The sequence below is a fragment of the Streptomyces sp. NPDC004539 genome (genome assembly GCF_040610055.1).
Classification (GTDB): domain Bacteria; phylum Actinomycetota; class Actinomycetes; order Streptomycetales; family Streptomycetaceae; genus Streptomyces.
Genome location: NZ_JBEXLS010000009.1, coordinates 161,469 through 177,288 on the forward strand (window position 1 = coordinate 161,469; position 15,820 = coordinate 177,288).

General features: G+C 72.2%; 15 protein-coding genes. 6 read left to right on the forward strand and 9 right to left on the reverse strand.

Translation table 11 applies throughout. The features are described from left to right. Nucleotides 1–24 precede the first annotated feature (24 nt). Nucleotides 25–348, forward strand: a complete 324-nt coding sequence (locus tag ABZX85_RS20685; RefSeq protein WP_355870345.1) for a hypothetical protein — start codon at nucleotides 25–27, stop codon at nucleotides 346–348. 19 nt (nucleotides 349–367) lie between these two features. Here ABZX85_RS20685 and ABZX85_RS20690 read toward each other — a convergent pair whose 3' ends face one another. From ABZX85_RS20690 to ABZX85_RS20715, 6 genes are all read right to left on the reverse strand, one after another. Beyond that, nucleotides 368–1,150: a DUF4142 domain-containing protein gene (locus tag ABZX85_RS20690; protein WP_355870348.1), complete on the reverse strand. Its 783-nt coding sequence runs from the start codon at nucleotides 1,148–1,150 to the stop codon at nucleotides 368–370. A gap of 386 nt (nucleotides 1,151–1,536) precedes the next feature. Further along, nucleotides 1,537–1,941 carry an ATP-binding protein gene (locus tag ABZX85_RS20695; RefSeq protein WP_355870350.1) on the reverse strand — a complete coding sequence of 135 codons (405 nt, stop codon included), beginning with the start codon at nucleotides 1,939–1,941 and terminating at the stop codon, nucleotides 1,537–1,539. 232 nt (nucleotides 1,942–2,173) lie between these two features. Continuing rightward, nucleotides 2,174–2,524 carry a metalloregulator ArsR/SmtB family transcription factor gene (locus ABZX85_RS20700; RefSeq protein WP_355870352.1) on the reverse strand — a complete coding sequence of 117 codons (351 nt, stop codon included), beginning with the start codon at nucleotides 2,522–2,524 and terminating at the stop codon, nucleotides 2,174–2,176. A gap of 121 nt (nucleotides 2,525–2,645) precedes the next feature. Continuing rightward, nucleotides 2,646–4,319: a SulP family inorganic anion transporter gene (locus tag ABZX85_RS20705; RefSeq protein WP_355870355.1), complete on the reverse strand. Its 1,674-nt coding sequence runs from the start codon at nucleotides 4,317–4,319 to the stop codon at nucleotides 2,646–2,648. 417 nt (nucleotides 4,320–4,736) lie between these two features. Next, entirely contained in the window at nucleotides 4,737–5,003 is a 267-nt protein-coding gene (locus ABZX85_RS20710; protein WP_355870357.1) for a hypothetical protein, read from the reverse strand. A gap of 51 nt (nucleotides 5,004–5,054) precedes the next feature. Next, a complete protein-coding gene (locus tag ABZX85_RS20715) occupies nucleotides 5,055–5,819 on the reverse strand; it encodes a class I SAM-dependent methyltransferase (protein WP_355870736.1) in 765 nt (254 codons plus the stop codon). Nucleotides 5,820–6,063: 244 nt separating this feature from the next. Between ABZX85_RS20715 and ABZX85_RS20720 the strand changes: the two genes are divergently transcribed. Continuing rightward, the gene (locus tag ABZX85_RS20720; protein ID WP_355870360.1) at nucleotides 6,064–6,645 is read left to right on the forward strand and encodes a hypothetical protein; all 582 of its coding nucleotides are present in this window, start codon (nucleotides 6,064–6,066) and stop codon (nucleotides 6,643–6,645) included. 47 nt (nucleotides 6,646–6,692) lie between these two features. Here the strand turns inward: ABZX85_RS20720 and ABZX85_RS20725 are convergent, their stop codons facing one another. Further along, nucleotides 6,693–7,652 carry a LysR family transcriptional regulator gene (locus tag ABZX85_RS20725; RefSeq protein ID WP_355870362.1) on the reverse strand — a complete coding sequence of 320 codons (960 nt, stop codon included), beginning with the start codon at nucleotides 7,650–7,652 and terminating at the stop codon, nucleotides 6,693–6,695. A gap of 170 nt (nucleotides 7,653–7,822) precedes the next feature. On the opposite strand from ABZX85_RS20725, the gene ABZX85_RS20730 reads away from it, so the two are divergent. Both ABZX85_RS20730 and ABZX85_RS20735 read left to right on the forward strand, forming a co-directional pair. Continuing rightward, nucleotides 7,823–8,929 carry a PrpF domain-containing protein gene (locus tag ABZX85_RS20730; RefSeq protein ID WP_355870365.1) on the forward strand — a complete coding sequence of 369 codons (1,107 nt, stop codon included), beginning with the start codon at nucleotides 7,823–7,825 and terminating at the stop codon, nucleotides 8,927–8,929. A gap of 66 nt (nucleotides 8,930–8,995) precedes the next feature. Next, the gene (locus ABZX85_RS20735; RefSeq protein ID WP_355870367.1) at nucleotides 8,996–10,249 is read left to right on the forward strand and encodes an SLC13 family permease; all 1,254 of its coding nucleotides are present in this window, start codon (nucleotides 8,996–8,998) and stop codon (nucleotides 10,247–10,249) included. Between the two features lie 73 nt (nucleotides 10,250–10,322). Here ABZX85_RS20735 and ABZX85_RS20740 read toward each other — a convergent pair whose 3' ends face one another. Further along, nucleotides 10,323–11,522 (reverse strand): MFS transporter, encoded by a 1,200-nt coding sequence (locus tag ABZX85_RS20740; protein WP_355870369.1) that lies wholly within the window; start codon nucleotides 11,520–11,522, stop codon nucleotides 10,323–10,325. Nucleotides 11,523–11,612: 90 nt separating this feature from the next. Here ABZX85_RS20740 and ABZX85_RS20745 point away from each other — a divergent pair, with 90 nt between their 5' ends. Then, nucleotides 11,613–12,374, forward strand: coding sequence for a DeoR/GlpR family DNA-binding transcription regulator (locus ABZX85_RS20745; protein WP_355870372.1), 762 nt, complete (start codon nucleotides 11,613–11,615; stop codon nucleotides 12,372–12,374). Between the two features lie 139 nt (nucleotides 12,375–12,513). After that, nucleotides 12,514–14,787 carry a glycoside hydrolase family 3 N-terminal domain-containing protein gene (locus tag ABZX85_RS20750; protein WP_355870374.1) on the forward strand — a complete coding sequence of 758 codons (2,274 nt, stop codon included), beginning with the start codon at nucleotides 12,514–12,516 and terminating at the stop codon, nucleotides 14,785–14,787. 6 nt (nucleotides 14,788–14,793) lie between these two features. On the opposite strand, the gene ABZX85_RS20755 is transcribed toward ABZX85_RS20750, so the two are convergent. Beyond that, nucleotides 14,794–15,762, reverse strand: coding sequence for a PHB depolymerase family esterase (locus ABZX85_RS20755; protein WP_355870377.1), 969 nt, complete (start codon nucleotides 15,760–15,762; stop codon nucleotides 14,794–14,796). Between the last annotated feature and the right edge of the window lie 58 nt (nucleotides 15,763–15,820).

Here is a 15,820-nt window from a genome sequence, read left to right on the forward strand (position 1 = left end):
GGCAGCCGGAACTATGGTTGGCCGATGGAAGCGTCACCGGACGGAGCGGCCCGCTCGCCCAAGAAGCCCTACTGGCAGCCGTATTGGTGGCGGCTGCTGTTCCGTGCGGACGGGGAGCCGGTGTTCAGGGCGATGGGGCCGGAGCCGTTTCAGCAGGTGTCGAACAGGGCGCTGAAGAACGGGTCCCTCGAAGCGTGGGCGGAGGCCCTGCTGGCGGAGGCACCTGGCGAACTCGAAGATCTGCGGGGTGACTTGATTCTGGAGTGCTACACGGAGCCCGCCCCGGCAGAGGGCACTCCCCCGGTGTACTCACGCCGGATCAGGCTTCCCGGGAGCGCCGCCAGGTGACATCACCGGCTCGACGGCCTCACTTCTTCCCGGTGTTCGGACTCGCCGTCACCCCGTCCTCGGTCCCCGCGATCCGGTCGATGTCGACCGGGGTGGACGTAGGGTTCGGGGGCGGTGTGAGGACGGCGGTCTGCTGGCCCGGGATGCCGGGGGGCGGGGTGAGGTCGGACGCGGGGAGGTCCGGCGAGGCCGCCTGCCGGGAGAGCGCCTGTTCGATGTCGACGAGTCCGGTCTGCTCCAGGGTGACGATGTGGTCCAGGAGGACGTGGTCGGCCTGGTCGGCCAGCGCCCGCACCAACGCGTTCTTCGTGGTCGTACGGATCGCGGCGGCCGTGCCGAAGAAGGACCCGTCCGTCTGACGCAGGATCGTGGAGAAGTCCCGGTCGAACTGCTCCCCCTTGGTGTCCGCCGTCAACTGGCTGACAAAACGCGTCTGTTGAGGACTCGCCTGGTTCGGCAGCGTGATGTTCAGCAGCGGGGCGATCTTGCGGCAGGTGAGGTCGAGGGCGGCATGCCCGTCGACCAGGTGCTTGCTGGCGGCCACGACCCCCTTGTCCGTCCCCTTCGTGAGCCCCATCTGCGCGACCGGGTACGCCCACAGCCCGGCCGCCCTCACCTGGACCACGAAATCCCGGTCCCCCTCGGTCAGCGGACCCCACTGCGTGTCGGCGATGACCCTGGACGCGGCGTTCGAGACCGTGTCGACGCCCAGTAGCGACGGATAGACGAGCGCGGCGAGCGTCATGCTCAGCGCGCCACCCACGAACAGAGTCCCCATCGCGTTGCGAGAAACCCGCACCATGCCTCCTGCCTTGCCGGGAAGCCCGCCGTCGAGTGATCCGGCGAGCCACACAGCCGGGAGTACGCGCGGGCCGCACACTTTGCTCAACTCGCCGAGCAAAAAAGTTACGGACGGGACGAGGGGAGGCACCGGACTTCACGAGTACGCCGGTCGGACACCAAACCGCAAAGGCCGACACCCACCCCGACCACACTTCCAGCCACAGGGAAATAATGTCCGCTTTTAAAGCGGTTCATGACGTCCGATCACAGCGAAATCGCAGGTCAATAGCGTAAGTGCAGCATCTAGCCAATTGCAAAACTTAGCAACTCATACATCGAGATCCACCTTGGACACACAGCTCAGGGCGACATCCGAAGCCCAAGCAAATGCTCGCTATAGCAAACTCAATCGAGATGCGACGGAATGCGAAACCGTACGAGGACGACCTTGCCGTCGTGCCGGACGGCCCGTTCCGCCCCGAGGCCACCGCCGTACTCGGCGGCGAGTTCGGCCACCGTCCGAAGCCCGGCGCCCATCCCCCCGGCGGTGAGATCCGGCAGCTCCGGCTCACCGTCCTCGACACTCACGATCAACTGCCCGGCCGCGACCGCGATCCCCACGTCCGCCACCGGCGACCGGGGAGCGTGCCGCAGCACGTTGGTGACCAGCTCGCCGACCGCGAGCAGCACGGCGTCCGCGAAGGCGGAACCCGGCACGACACCGACCTCGACGAAGCTCCCGGCCACCGCCTCCCGGACCAACCGCACCGCCCCGGGACCGACCTCGACCGAGGCGACGTGGCGCCGCACGACAGGCGGCTCGCCCGCGCGGGGAAGGGCGGGCCGCCCGCCCCTCCAGAGGGACCGGAACCCTCTCCCGCCGGTCACCGGCCCATCCCCGTACCCTCCGACCGCTCCGGCATCCGGAAAAACCCGACTCTCGTCTCGTACGGCAGGACCATCCAGCAGCAGGCGGCCGTCTCCCGATGCCGTGGAGCGCTGTCCAGCTCCGGGGAGACGGCCGCCCGTCGAAGCGCCGTCCTCACGACGGCGGTCCCCCCTCCTCCTGCGCGGCCCGCAGATCGGCGAGGAGTTCGGCCTGCCCGGCGAGCACCCCGGACAGGATCGCGCGGGCGACCCGCAGCAGCTCCGCCACCTGCGGACTGGTCAGCGAGTAGTACACGGCCGACCCCTCCTTGCGGGTGACGACCAGGTTCGCCCGGCGCAACACCGCGAGCTGCTGCGAGAGATGGGCCGGTTCGATCCCGACCTCGGGCAGCATCTCGGCGACCGCGTGCTCCCGCTCGCTGAGCAGTTCGAGAACGCGGATACGGGCCGGATGGCCGAGCGTCTTGAAGAACTCGGCCTTCAGTTGGTACAGCGGCGTGCTCATCGTCCCGTCGCCTCCCCCGTGCGCCGGCCCTCCGCGCATCCCGTCCACCCACTCGTCAAGAACATGCGGCCATCGTCACTCGCGAAGACGGCAGCACCGAACCCGTACGGAGGAGAGGGCATCACCGGGCCTCCCCACCGGGCAGGACACCGGCCTCCTCCAGGACACCCCGTGCACCCCTGATCGCCTCGGGGGTGGTGGCGTACTCACCGCCGCCCAGCAGCTCCAGCGCCCCCACCGACTCCAGCACCCGGCGCTGGCCGGGGCGTATCCCGGAGGCCAGGACGACGATCCCGCGCCGCTGGAGTCTCTCGACGGAGTCCTTGAGGATCAGCGCGCCGGTGGCGTCCATCGTCGAGACCCGGGACATGCGCAGGACGACGACGCGTACGTCGGCGACCTCGGTCAGCTCCAGCAGGAACCGGTGCGCGGCGGCGAAGAACAGGGGGCCGTCGACGCGGTAGGCGACGATGTGCTCGGCCAGCAGCGCGTGTTCCTCGGCGGAGTGGTCGCCCCGGTCGAGCGGCACCAGGTCGAAGCGGACCTGCCGCGCGACGGCGCGCAGCGCGAGGGCGCCCGCGACGACGAGGCCGATGACGACGGCGTACACGAGGTCCAGGACCAGGGTCGCGGCGGCGGTCAGGACGAGGATCAGCGCGTCGGACCGGGTGGCCCTCGCCATCGCCCTGAGCGAGCCGACCTCCACCATGCGGATCGCGGTGGCCAGCAGGACACCGGCGAGCGCGGCGAGCGGGATCTGCGAGACGAGGGGCGCCGCCGCGAAGACGATGACGGCGAGGACGGCTGCGTGGACGAGGGAGGCGAGGCGGGACCCGGCGCCCGTCCGGACGTTGACGGCGGTCCGGGCGATGGCGCCGGTCGCCGGGACCCCGCCGAACAGCGGGGCGGCGATGTTCGCGAGCCCCTGGCCGAACAACTCCCGGTCGGGGTCGTGCTGTTGGCCGACCGTCATCCCGTCCGCGACCGACGCGGACAGCAGCGACTCCAGCGCGGCCAGCGCCGCGACGGCCACCGCGGGCGCGAGAAGCGTGCCGAGCGAACCGGCGTCGAGGAAGGCGAGCGACGGGACGGGCAGCCCGGCCGGCAGGTCGCCGATCGGCTTCGCCGCGTCCAGGTGGGCGACGCGCGCCACAACCGTCGCGGCGATCACGGCGACGATCGAGAACGGCACGGCAGGCCGCCACCGCGCGCCGGCCAGCATGACGGCGGCCACGGCGACCGCGAACCCGAGCGCCGTCCAGTTCGGCGCCCGCGTGAACTCCTCGACCGCCCGCCAGGACACCACCAGCACCCGGTCACCCTCGGGCTTGGGCACACCGAGCGCGTTCGGTATCTGCTGGAGCCCGATCACACAGGCGATGCCGAGCGTGAAGCCCTCGACGACGGGCGCGGGCACGTACCGCATGTACCGGCCGGCCTTCAGCGCGGCGAGCGCGACCAGCATGACGCCGGCCATCAGCCCCACCATGAGCACGCCCGTCGGCCCGTACTCCCCCACGATCGGCACGAGGACGACGGTCATCGCGCCGGTCGGTCCCGACACCTGGAGATTCGATCCGCCGAACACCGCGGCGACCGCACCCGCGACCACGGCTGTCGCGAGCCCCGCCTCCGCGCCCAGCCCCGATGAGACCCCGAAACCGAGGGCGAGCGGCAGTGCGACAATCGCGACCGTCAGCCCCGCGAGCAGGTCACGCCGTGGGGCGCGACCCATCTCGACGAGGTCGGCGCGGCCCGGCAGCAGCGCGCCGAGCCTGCTGAACAGGACCTTCATCGCGGAGTGACCTCGGCTCCCCTCACGGCCCCACGAGGGAGCGGACACGAAAACGCCGCACCCACGGCAACCTTCGGGCGCGACGAGCACAGCATCCAACGAGTTGCCAACTTTAGCAATTCAGCATCAGCTGTGCGCCCAGGGGCCGGCCCCGGATCGGGGGCAGGGGGCAGCCGCTCCCCCGCGACTGCCGGAAGAGCGGCGAGGAGCGTGTCCGGGTGTGGCCGCGTCCGGATGCGTGACCGAATTCGTTCCGCCATTCCAAAAGGCCGAGCGGAAAATTGCTGGAAAACGTCGGCGTCAGGGTCAACAGACCTGAATTCCGTCAGCCTTGTCGTTGTTCGCGGCTCCCACATAGGAACTGGACGACGGGGCGGTGGACGTCCAGGCGTAGCTACAGTTCGGCACCCCGAGGACTCAGGCGGCCTCGTCGACCGCCCGGGCCCGCTTCTCGCCCGGCAGCGGGAACGTCATGACGGCGTTGCCGCCGCGCCAGGCGATCTGGTTGACGCCGATCTGCTTCCCACCGGGCGTGATGGTCATCTGCCGGTCGATCTGCCGCTCAAGACCGGCCACCTCGCCCTTGTCCAGACCCGCCTTCCGCGCCTGGGCCGTGATCGTGTTCTGCAACTCGGTCGTGGCCGTCGACGCGGAGGTCGACCCCGCCAGTCCGAGTACAACCATGGCGGTCGCGGTGAGGGTGACGCCGAGTTCGCTTCTCCTGCCAAAGCGCGCTTAATCTCGGCGCGCCGTGTAGACGGTCGCCGTCATCGGCGCCGTCACAGGTCCGGAGCCGAGGAGGTCCGTCATCCTCCGGGTGACGGCCGCCTGGATGGCCTGCGCGTCGTCGCGGACTCCGACCGTGGCGCTGACCGGGGTGCCGGTGAGGAGGCCGGTGGCGACGGAGGCGGCGGAGTCGGCGGTGCCGGGCAGGGTGAGTTGCTCGGTGGCGGTCGGGGTCAGGCCGGCGGTGGTGAGGTCCGCGGTGACGGTGGCCGGGTCGGTGTAGCCGTGGGGGACGTCGTCGAGGAACGAGGGGGCGCCGTCCGGCATGGCCTCTTCGAGGGCGGTCTGGAAAGCGGCGCCGAAACCGTGCGAGGCCAGCGGGCCCCAGCTGTTGAAGAGGAAGTGTCCGTGCGGGGCGAGGACCCGGCGCACCTCGGCGTAGGCGGCGGGCCGGTCGGGGAAGAACATCACCCCGAACTGGCACACGACGAGATCGAAGTCACCGTCCCCGAAGGGCAGTCGCTGAGCGTCCGCCTGTCGCCACTCGGCCCCCGGCTCCCGCGCCGACCCGGCGGCGACCATGGCGTCGTTGAGGTCGGTCGCCACAACCGAGGCCCCGGGCAGCGCGGCGAGCAGCGCCGAGGTCAACGCCCCGGTCCCGGCGGCGAGTTCGAGGACGCGGCCGGGACGCAGCGCCGCCGCCCGCCCGGCCAGGTCCGCGGCGAAGGGGCGGAAGAAGACCGGCACCAGGTGGCGTTCGTAGGCGTCGGGCATGGACCGTGTCCACCGGCGGTTCGCGTCGTCTGCGTTCACGCGCCAGAGACTAGCCACGGCGGCGGCACGTCGCCGACGAACCGTCACATCCGGCGCGGCGCACGGGCGGCGTACGGCAGCATGGGAGCGATTCCACGCGCCCCCGCCGACCCATTGACTACTCAGAGCGATCATAAGAATACTGAACGCAACGAAGGCCCTGACCGGGCTTCGTGAAGGCTTTCACCCGTGGAGAGGTGAACACATGGACTTCGCGACAAGAGACGAAGGCACGACCAGAGGTGGACCGGCCCGCAGGGCCGTCCTCGCGCGCGGCCTCGGCGCGACGGCGGCGGCGCTCGCGGGCGCCGCCCTCGCGGCGGGCGCGGCGGCGAGCCCGGCCGGCGCGGCGGTCCGCGCGAACCAGACCGACTGGCGGTTCTGCACGAAGTGCTACGGCATGTTCTTCCGCGGCTACCCCACCGACGGCGCCTGCCCGGCGGGCGGCGGTCACGACTCGGCGGGCTACAACTTCAACCTGCCGCACAGCATCCCCGAGACACCGACGGCCCAGCACAACTGGCGCTTCTGTACGAAGTGTTACGGCATGTTCTTCTGGGGCTACCCGGACAACGGCCGCTGCCCCGCCGGAAACGCGCACGCGGCGGCCGGGTACGACTTCGTCCTGCCCCACGACATCCCGCAGACGGCCGGCACGCAGCGCAACTGGCGTTTCTGCCCCAAGTGCTACGGCCTCTACTACTACGGCTACCCGACCAACGGCCGCTGCCCGGCGGGCAACGCGCACTCGATGGCCGGATACGACTTCGTCCTCCCGTACATCTGACGTCCCGCCGTACTTGTGCGCCTGAGCGGCACCGGCCCCGGTGCCGCTCAGGCCGTTCCCCGCCGCACCGCCCCGAGTTGGGCGCGGTCCAGGTCCGGTGCGTTGAAGCGCTGGGCCACGGCGCGCAGGACGCGGGCCATCGCCTGGGCGGGCGGGGTGGCGGGGCGGGCGGTGGAGCGGGCGAGGAGGATGCGGCGGGTGGGGGCGGGGACGTCGGTGGCGAAGGGCAGGAGGCGTACGTCGCTGCGGCGGCTGGTGAGGGCGAGGCGGGGGGCGAGGGCGACACCGAGGCCGGCGGCGACCATCGCCTGCGCCTCCTGGTAGTCGTGCGAGGAGTAGGCGATACGCGGCTCGAACCCGGCCTGACGGCAGCTGCGGCGCAGGACGTCGGCCACGGGGTGGTTGTCGGCGCGGATGATCCACTCCTGGTCGGCGAGGTCGCCGAGGCGTACGGAGGGGCGGGTGCGCAGGGGTGAGTCGGCGGGGACGACCAGGACCGTGGGGTCGTCCAGGAGGTGGGTGAGGGCGAGCGACGGGTCGTCGAGCCGGTTCCACTCGTAGTCCCACAGCAGCCCCTGCTCCACCTCGCCGGTGTGCAGCATCTCCCGCAGCTCCGCGAGGACCCCGGCGCGCACCTCGATGCGGATGCCGGGGTGGCGGCGCCGGAACCGGGTGAGGGCGAGCGGCAGCAGGGACGCGCTCGCCGTGGGGAAGGAGCCGAGCCGCAGCGTGCCCTCGTCGAGGGCGGCGAAGGAGTCCAGGTCGGCCTGGGCGGCGCGCAGTTCGCGGCGGATGGCCCGGCCGCGCTCGGCCAGCGCGGCCCCCGGCGGGGTGGGGCGGATACCGCGCGGCAGCCGTTCGACGAGGGGCTGTCCCGCCTCCTGCTCCAGGAGGGACATCTGCTGGGAGGCGGCGGAGGTCGTCATGCCGAGGGCCTCCGCGGCGGCGGTGAGCGAACCGCGTTCGGTGGCCTCGGTGAGCAACAGCAGGCGGCGGACGTTGAGCATGCCTTCGACTTTAGCCCAGCTAAACCCTGGTGAAGCGAACTGCGATTGTTCCGAAGGCACGGCTCTGCCAAGGTCTGCGCAGTCGGCGAGCGGCCGGCCGGCGCACGACGCGTCCGTCACCGCCGTCTCGCCCTCCCCTCCCTCCCGTTGACCCAGGAAGAGCCTCAGACGTGCACATTCCCGCGACCCTCGTGCGTGGCGGCACCAGCAAGTGCTGGCTGTTCAACCAGGTCGAGGTCCCCGCCGACCGCGACGCCCTCGAACGGCTGCTGGTCGCCGCGTACGGCGCCACCGACCCCGTCGAGCTGGACGGCGTGGGCGGGGCGACCCCCACCACGTCGAAGGCGGCCGTGGTCGGCGCCTCCCCCCGGACCGGCGTCGACGTGGACTACCTGTTCGCGCAGGTCGGCATCGGGACGGGCGCGGTGGAGTGGACGAGCAACTGCGGCAACTGCGCCACCGGCGTCGCCCTGTACGCGGTGGCCAAGGGGCTCGTCCCGGTCACCGGCGACCGGACGCGCGTGGTGATGCGCAACACCAACACCGGTGCCGTCCTCGAAGGGATCGTCGACACCCCCGGCGGCGTGGTCTGGCACTTCGGCGACCAGACCGTGCCGGGCACCCGGGCCGGCGGGGTCGGGGTCGGCCTCGCCTTCCGCGACCCCGCGAGCTCACCGCTGCCCACCGGCCACGCCGCCCAGGAGCTGCGGGTCGGCGCGGAGGCGGTGCGCGTGAGCATGGTGACCGCGGGGGCCCCGGTCGTCCTGGTCGACGCCGCCGGTTCCGGGCGCACCGGCGGCGAGTCGCTGGAGCGGATGGGCGCGGACGTCCCCTGGCTGCGTACCGTCCGGCACACCGCCGCGCCCCTGATGGGGCTGGCCCGGCCCGGCGAGGAACCGGGCGACGCGGTGCCCAAGGTGGGGCTGGTCGGCCCGCCGGCGTCGTACACCACCACGCTCGGGGAGGAGGTCGGCGCCGAGGAGTACGACGTGTCGGTGCGGATGCTCTCCATGAACGCCCCGCATCCCGCGATCGGGCTGACGTCCGCCGTCGCCGTCGCGGTGGCCGGGCTGCTGGACGGGTCCGTGGTCGCGGGGGTGACGGGCGGGCCGCGCGAGGAGTGGCTGCGGCTGGGCACGCCCGCCGGGGTCGTCGCGGTCCGCTGCACCGACGTACAAGGCGGTGTGCCGCGCCGGGTCACCGTGCAGCGCGCGGCGCGGCTGCTCGCCGACGCCCGTATCTACGTACCCGACACCGGCCGCCCCCGGGCCGCCTGAGCCACGGCCGGGCCGGCCGTTCCACCACACCCGCATGTCCCGTTCCCCACCGCACCAAGGACAAAGATGTCTGCTGAAGCGATCTCCATAGGCGCCCTGCTGGTGATGTTCCTGATCGGCACCGTGCTGCCGATCAACCTGGGCATCCTCGCCTTCGTCGCCACGTTCACGGTCGGGACCGCCTCGCTCGGTCTCAGCGAGGACGAGCTCTTCGAGGGGTTCCCGGCGAAGCTGTTCGTCACCATCGTCGGCGTCACGTACCTGTTCTCCGTCGCCCGCCGCAACGGCACCATCGACTGGCTCGTCGCGGCCGGGGTACGGCTGGTGCGCGGCAAGGTGGAACTGATCCCCTGGGTACTGTTCCTGGTGGCCGCGCTGCTGACGGCGTTCGGGACGTTCACTCCGGCGGCGGTCGCGATCCTCGCGCCGATCGGCATGAACTTCGCCCACCGCTACAAGCTGAACCCGCTGGTCGTCGGCATGATGGTGATCAGCGGCGGGCACGCGGGCGCGTTCTCGCCGCTGGCCGTCTCCGGCGCGCTGGTCCTCGGCCTCGTCGACGAGACCGAGCTGCACGTCTCGGCCGTGACGCTGTTCAGCGCGAGTTTCGCGATCAACCTGGTGCTCGCGGTCCTCACGTACGTCCTGCTGGCCAAGCGCCCGGCGCCGCTGGCTGAGGGGGCCGTGGCGGAGGCCGACGACGCCGACCTCGACGTCGACGCCAGACCGGACTGGCGGCAGTGGCTCACGATCGCCTCGCTGGTGGCCCTCGTCGTCGGCGCGCTCGGCTTCCACCTGGAGATCGGCTTCCTCGCGCTGACGGCGGGCGCGCTGCTGGCGCTGGCCGACATGAAACGGCAGGAGAAGGCCGTGGACGGCATCAGCTGGTCCACGCTGCTGCTGGTCGCGGGCATGATGACGTACATCGCGATGCTGGAGAAGGCCGGTGTCATCGAGAACATCTCCGAGCACGCGGCGGGCCTCGGCGCCCCGCTGTTCGTCGCCCTGCTCCTGTGCTTCACGGTGGCCATCACCTCCGCCTTCGCCTCGTCCACCGCGATCCTGACCGCGATCATCCCCATCGCCGTCCCCCTTCTCCTCTCCAGCCACCTGAGCCCCGCCGGGCTCATCGCCGCCCTCGCCGTCTCCACGACGATCGTCGACACCTCCCCCTTCTCCACCAACGGCGCGCTCGTCCTCAGCAACGCCCGCGGCGTCGACCCCCGGCGCTTCTACCGCCAGGTCATCACCTACACCGGCGGCATCGTCGCCCTCGGGCCCATCGTCGCCTGGGGTGCGCTGGTCCTGCCCTGGTCGTAGGGCACGCGGCCTCGTGCTCGGGGCGGCGGGAGCCTGTGCGGCACGGATGTCAGGTTCCGTGCCGCACAGGCGGTCAGTGGCCGCTCGGCACCTTCTCGCGCGCGCGGTCGGCGGCGGTGGTGCGCAGGATTCCGGCGGCGGCGGAGACCGTCACGCACAGCAGGAGCAGCAGGAGGAACGCCTCGTCGAGCGGGACCACGTGGGTCAGCCAGCCGATGACGGCGGGGCCGGCGAGCATGCCGATGTAGCCGAGCCCGGCGACGCGGGAGACGTTGGCGCCGGCGGCAGCGGGGTCGGCGTGCCCGGCGGCGCTGAACAGCTGGGGTATGCAGCCGGACAGGCCCAGCCCGAACAGGCCCCAGCCGAGGAGCGCGGCCCAGGTCCAGGGGGCGAGGGAGACGATGGCGATGCCGACGGCGGCGGTCGCCGCGCCGTACCGCAGGATCGCCGCGGGCCCGACCCGGACGGCGAGGCGGTCGGCCGTCAGGCGCCCGACGGTCATCGTCGCCGCGAAGGTGCCGTAGCCGAAGGCGGCGACGGTCGCGGACGCGTCGAGGACGTCCTTGAGGTGCAGGGCGCTCCAGTCGTTGGCGGCCCCTTCGCAGAGCATGACCATCATCGCCAGGGCGGCAAGGCCCCAGATGCGCCGGCGGGCGTTCCCGCCTCCGGAGACCGGCGCGTGCTCGGCCTCTTCCGCCGTGCCGGTGGCGGGAGGTGCGGCGGGCAGCAGGGCGCGCGCCGCCGCGAGGGCGACCGCGACGCCCAGGGCTCCGGTGGCGCCCATGCCCACGGCGGGTCCCACGTCGGTGCTCGCCACCGCGGCGGCGACGAGCGCGGCGAGCACGCCGCCGACGGAGAAGGTGGCGTGGAAGGCCGACATGACGGGCCGGCCGTACGCCTTCTCCACGTGCACGGCGTGGGCGTTCATCGCCACGTCCAGGCATCCGTTGGCGAAGCCGAAGAGCAGCAGGGCCGCGGCCAGCGTCCACGGGTCGCGGGGAAGTCCGGGCAGGACCAGGGTCGCGCTGCACAGCACGCCGGAGGCGGGGACGACGACGCGTGCGCCGAGGCGGTCGGTGAGCGGCCCGGCCACCTGCATGCCGGCGAACGCCCCGAGTCCCAGTACCACCAGCAGGCCGCCGAGCGTGGCGTGGCTGATGCCCACGCGTTCTTCGACGGCGGGGATGTTCACCACCCAGGTGCCGATGAGGGTGCCGCAGAGGACGAAGTAGACGAAGGTCGCCACTCGGGCGGCGCGCAGTGTGCGATCCATGCGAACCACCATAACGAACATCTTTCATGTTCGAAAGCTGCCCTTTCTCACATGATTGCCGTTCGCTTGTGTGTGGTGTTCAATCACGGCATGAGCAACGCAGACCGGCACGGACGTATCGCGCAGGCCGTCAGAGACGCGGGCAGAGTGACCGTCCAGGACCTCGCCGGGCTGACCGGGGCCTCGGAGATGACCATCCGGCGCGACCTCGACACGCTGGCCGCGCAAGGCGTCCTCGAACGCGTCCGGGGCGGGGCCCGCACCCTGCTCCTGCGCGGTGAGGAGCCGCCCTTCGCACTGCGCGCCCACGAGGCCGTCGACGCCAAGCGCCGGATCGCGGCCGAGGTGTCCGCGCTCGTCGCCGACGGCGAGACCGTCCTCCTGGACAGCGGCACCACCTGCCTGGAGGTCGCCCGCCTGCTGCGCGAGCGGCCCGTCCATGTGATGCCCCTCTCCCTCCAGGCCATCCATCTCCTCAGCGACCCTCCGGGCCGGGCCACGCTGATCGTGCCCGGCGGGCGCCCCCGGGCCGCGGAGGGCGCCCTGACCGGCCCCCTCACGCTCGCCTCCCTGGCCGCGCTGCGCTTCGACACCGCCGTCATGGGCTGCTGCGGCCTGAGCGCCGCCGAGGGCCTGACCGCCTACGACCTCGACGAGGCGGCCGTGAAGAAGGCCGCCATCGCCTCCTCCCGCCGCGTCGTCGTCGCCACCGACGGCAGCAAGCTCGGCCACACCGCCCACGCCTACGTCGGCCCCTCCTCCCTGCTGCACACCCTCGTCACCGACACCACGGCACCCGCCGAGGAGACGGCCGCGCTCGAGAACGCGGGCACCGCCGTCAGAGCCGTCTGACGAATCCGGCGCGGCCCTCCGCGTCCACGCCTCGCAGCCGCGAACCTTGCCCCCGCTCTTGAATTTATGACTTAATGATTTTCGGGACGCGGCGATCACCGGCTTCGCACCCGCGCCCGCGAGCGAGGAGAAGGACACCATGCACCGACACCCCTACCTCAACCCCGGCCTGCCCGCCGAGGACCGCGCCGAGGACCTCCTCGCCCGGCTCACCCCCGAGGAGAAGGCCGGCCAGCTCACCCTGTACTTCTACCTCGGCACCGGGCAGCCCGTCCCCGACGACTTCGACATCGAGTCCCTCCCGCCGGAGCACCGCGCCTTCGTCGACCAGCCCCGCAGGATCGAGGCCGCGATCGCGGCGGGCACCACCGGCGGGCTCCTGTTCGTGAAGGACCCGAAGCTCGCCAACACCCTCCAGCGCAAGGCCGTCGAGGAGAGCCGCCTCGGCATCCCCCTCCTGTTCGGCTTCGACGTCATCCACGGACTCCGGACGATCTTCCCGGTACCGATCGCGATGACCGCGACCTGGTCCCCCGAGACCGTCGAGGCCGCCCAGACGATCGCCGCCCGGGAGGCCCGCGCGACCGGCATCCACTGGACGTTCGCCCCCATGATCGACGTGGCCCGCGACGCCCGCTGGGGCCGGATCATCGAGGGCTCGGGCGAGGACCCGTACCTCACGTCGGCCATCGCGGCAGCTCAAGTACACGGTTTCCAGGGCGACTTCGGACCGGACCGGGTCCTCGCCGGCCCCAAGCACCTCGTCGGCTACGGCGCGTCGCGCGGCGGCCGGGACTACGACGACGCCGACATCTCCGACTCCGAGCTGTGGAACGTCTACCTCCCGCCGTTCCGGGCCGCGATCGAGGCGGGCGCCGCCAACATCATGAGCGCCTACATGGACCTCAACGGCGTCCCCGCCTCCGCCAACCGCCGGCTCCTCACGGACATCCTCCGCGACGAACTGGGCTTCACCGGCTGGGTCGTCTCCGACGCCAACGCCGTCCGCTCCCTGGAGACCCAGCACTTCGCCCGCGACCAGAAGGACGCCGCCGCCCGCGCGCTGCACGCCGGTCTCGACATGGAGATGGCCACCTTCGACCCGGCGTACGACAACCTTCCGCAGGCCCTCGCCGAGGGCCGGGTGAGCGCCGAGGAGCTGGACCGGGCCGTCCGCCGCGTCCTCACCGCCAAGTTCCGCCTCGGCCTCTTCGACGACCCGTACGTCGACGAGGACGCCGCGCCCGCGGTCCTCGACGAGTCCGCGCACCGCGACGCGGCCCGCACGGCGGCCGAACAGTCACTGGTGCTGCTCAAGAACGACGGCACGCTCCCGCTGGACGCCGGAAAGCTGAAGTCGGTCGCGGTCGTCGGCCAGCTCGCCGACAGCAAGCGGGACACGCTGGGCCCCTGGGTCTTCGCCCACGACACCCACGAGACGGTCACCGTCCTGGAGGGCCTGCGCCGGCGCCTCGGGGACGGCGTCCGCGTCGGGCACGCCCCCGGCGCGGGCATCGTCGAGCGGGCCTTCCCCTCCCCCTTCGACGCGATGGACGAGACGGTCGAGTCGACCCCGGCGGACCACGACGACGACGCCGAGATCGACCGCGCCGTCGCCCTCGCGGCCGACGCGGACGTCGCCGTCGTCGTGGTCGGCCAGCGCCAGAACCAGATCGGCGAGAAGGCGTCCACCTCCACCCTCGCCCTTCCCGGCCGCCAGCTCGAACAGCTGCGCCGGATCACCGCCACCGGCACCCCCGTCGTCCTCGTCGTCATGTCCGGCCGCCCGGTGGACCTGCGCTGGGCGGACGGCAACGTCGCGGCGATCGTCCAGTCCTGGTACCCGGGCACGCGCGGCGGCGAGGCCGTCGCCGCCGTCCTCCTCGGGGACGTCTCCCCGGCCGGCCGCCTCCCCTTCACCTGGCCCCGGCACGTCGGCCAGGTCCCCCTGATCTACGGGCACTACCGCACCTTCGAGCCCGAGCAGCAGGGCGCCCGCTACTTCGAGGAGGAGAGCACCCCCCTCTACCCCTTCGGACACGGCCTGTCCTACGCCGAGTTCAGGTACGACGGTCTGCGCGTCGACACCCCGTCCCTCCCCCTCGGCGGCACCGCGAAGATCTCCGTGGACGTCACCAACACCTCCACCCGACCCGCCGACGAGGTCGTCCAGCTCTACACCCACCAGCGCCACGGCACCTCCACCCGCCCCGTCCGCGAACTCAAGGGCTTCCAGCGCGTGACGATCCCCGCCGGCGGGACGACGACCGTCACCTTCGCCCTCGGCCCCGACCAGCTCCGCTACTGGTCGGCCGCCTCGGCCCACTACGTCCAGGACACCACGACCCTCGACATCTGGATCGGCGGCAGCTCGACGACACCGCTGACGACGACGCTGGACGTCACCGACTGACCGACGTCAGCCGAGCCGGTGTCGTACGAAGAACCGCCACATCACGTCGGCCGCGTCCACCTCGTACGACACCTTGCCGAGGCCCGGGAAGGCGTTCGGGTAGGGGGAGCCGGGCCAGGTGTGGCCGCCGTCGGAGACGGTGTAGAGGGTGACCTCGGAGCCGGCGCGGCAGGCGGGGTGGGTGGTGAGGGTGACGTGTTCGGTGAGGCGGTGTTCGCGGGGGGCCGTGCGGCAGCCGTCCAGTGCCGCCCAGGTGTCGAAGGCGGTGGGGACGGAGTAGCCCCAGTAGCCGGCGCCGCCGCCGTCGTACGGGTTGACCGTGTCGGCCTGTCCGTGGAAGGTCAGGACGGGGACCGGGCGGGCCGGGGCGCAGGTGGTGGGGTCGGGGCCAGTGGGGGTGGGGGTACCGGCGCGCAGGCCCGCGACCGGGGCGATCGCGGCGATGCGGTCGGGGAGTTCGCAGGCCAGGAGGGACGTCATGCGGGCGCCGCCGGAGAAGCCGGTGGCGTAGACGCGGTTCTCGGCGACGCAGAGGCGGGCGGATATCGCGTCGATGGTGTCGGCGAGGAAGAGGACGTCGTCGCGGTCGTCGGGGGACGGGTACTGGCCCGAGGTGTTGGGGACGCCGGGGATGACCCAGGTGTAGCCGTCGGGTGAACCGGGTTGCGGGACACCGCCGTTGGGGACGGCGACGAGGAAGCCGTACCGGTCGGCGGCCAGGTCCAGGCCGCTGACGGCGAGTTGGTTCACCCCGTTGGAGCCGCTGCCGTGCAGGTTCAGGACGAGGGGGACGTCGTGGCGGCCGGTGTAGCCGCGCGGGACGTACACCGAGACGGCCGAGTCCCCCACGGGGACGGTGAGGAGGCCGGCCGGGGCCGCGCAGCGGGCGGCGGGTGCGGCCTCGGCCGTGGCCGTGGCGGGCAGGGCGAGGACGGCCGTCAGGGCGAGGAGGAGGCGGGTGAGGCGTCGAAGCACTGGGGTCTCCTTCAGGGGAAGGGGGCGCGTACGGTGCTGAGGGGATCGTGCGGGACCC

Excerpts from the sequence above, each read along its gene's own strand:
- ABZX85_RS20690 (WP_355870348.1), bottom strand. The coding sequence starts at position 1,150 with ATGGTGCGGGTTTCTCGCAACGCGATGGGGACTCTGTTCGTGGGTGGC.
- ABZX85_RS20685 (WP_355870345.1), top strand. The coding sequence starts at position 25 with ATGGAAGCGTCACCGGACGGAGCGGCCCGCTCGCCCAAGAAGCCCTAC.
- ABZX85_RS20705 (WP_355870355.1), bottom strand. The coding sequence starts at position 4,319 with ATGAAGGTCCTGTTCAGCAGGCTCGGCGCGCTGCTGCCGGGCCGCGCC.
- ABZX85_RS20750 (WP_355870374.1), top strand. The coding sequence starts at position 12,514 with ATGCACCGACACCCCTACCTCAACCCCGGCCTGCCCGCCGAGGACCGC.
- ABZX85_RS20740 (WP_355870369.1), bottom strand. The coding sequence starts at position 11,522 with ATGGATCGCACACTGCGCGCCGCCCGAGTGGCGACCTTCGTCTACTTC.
- ABZX85_RS20735 (WP_355870367.1), top strand. The coding sequence starts at position 8,996 with ATGTCTGCTGAAGCGATCTCCATAGGCGCCCTGCTGGTGATGTTCCTG.
- ABZX85_RS20745 (WP_355870372.1), top strand. The coding sequence starts at position 11,613 with ATGAGCAACGCAGACCGGCACGGACGTATCGCGCAGGCCGTCAGAGAC.
- ABZX85_RS20700 (WP_355870352.1), bottom strand. The coding sequence starts at position 2,524 with ATGAGCACGCCGCTGTACCAACTGAAGGCCGAGTTCTTCAAGACGCTC.
- ABZX85_RS20715 (WP_355870736.1), bottom strand. The coding sequence starts at position 5,819 with ATGCCCGACGCCTACGAACGCCACCTGGTGCCGGTCTTCTTCCGCCCC.
- ABZX85_RS20710 (WP_355870357.1), bottom strand. The coding sequence starts at position 5,003 with ATGGTTGTACTCGGACTGGCGGGGTCGACCTCCGCGTCGACGGCCACG.
- ABZX85_RS20720 (WP_355870360.1), top strand. The coding sequence starts at position 6,064 with ATGGACTTCGCGACAAGAGACGAAGGCACGACCAGAGGTGGACCGGCC.
- ABZX85_RS20725 (WP_355870362.1), bottom strand. The coding sequence starts at position 7,652 with ATGCTCAACGTCCGCCGCCTGCTGTTGCTCACCGAGGCCACCGAACGC.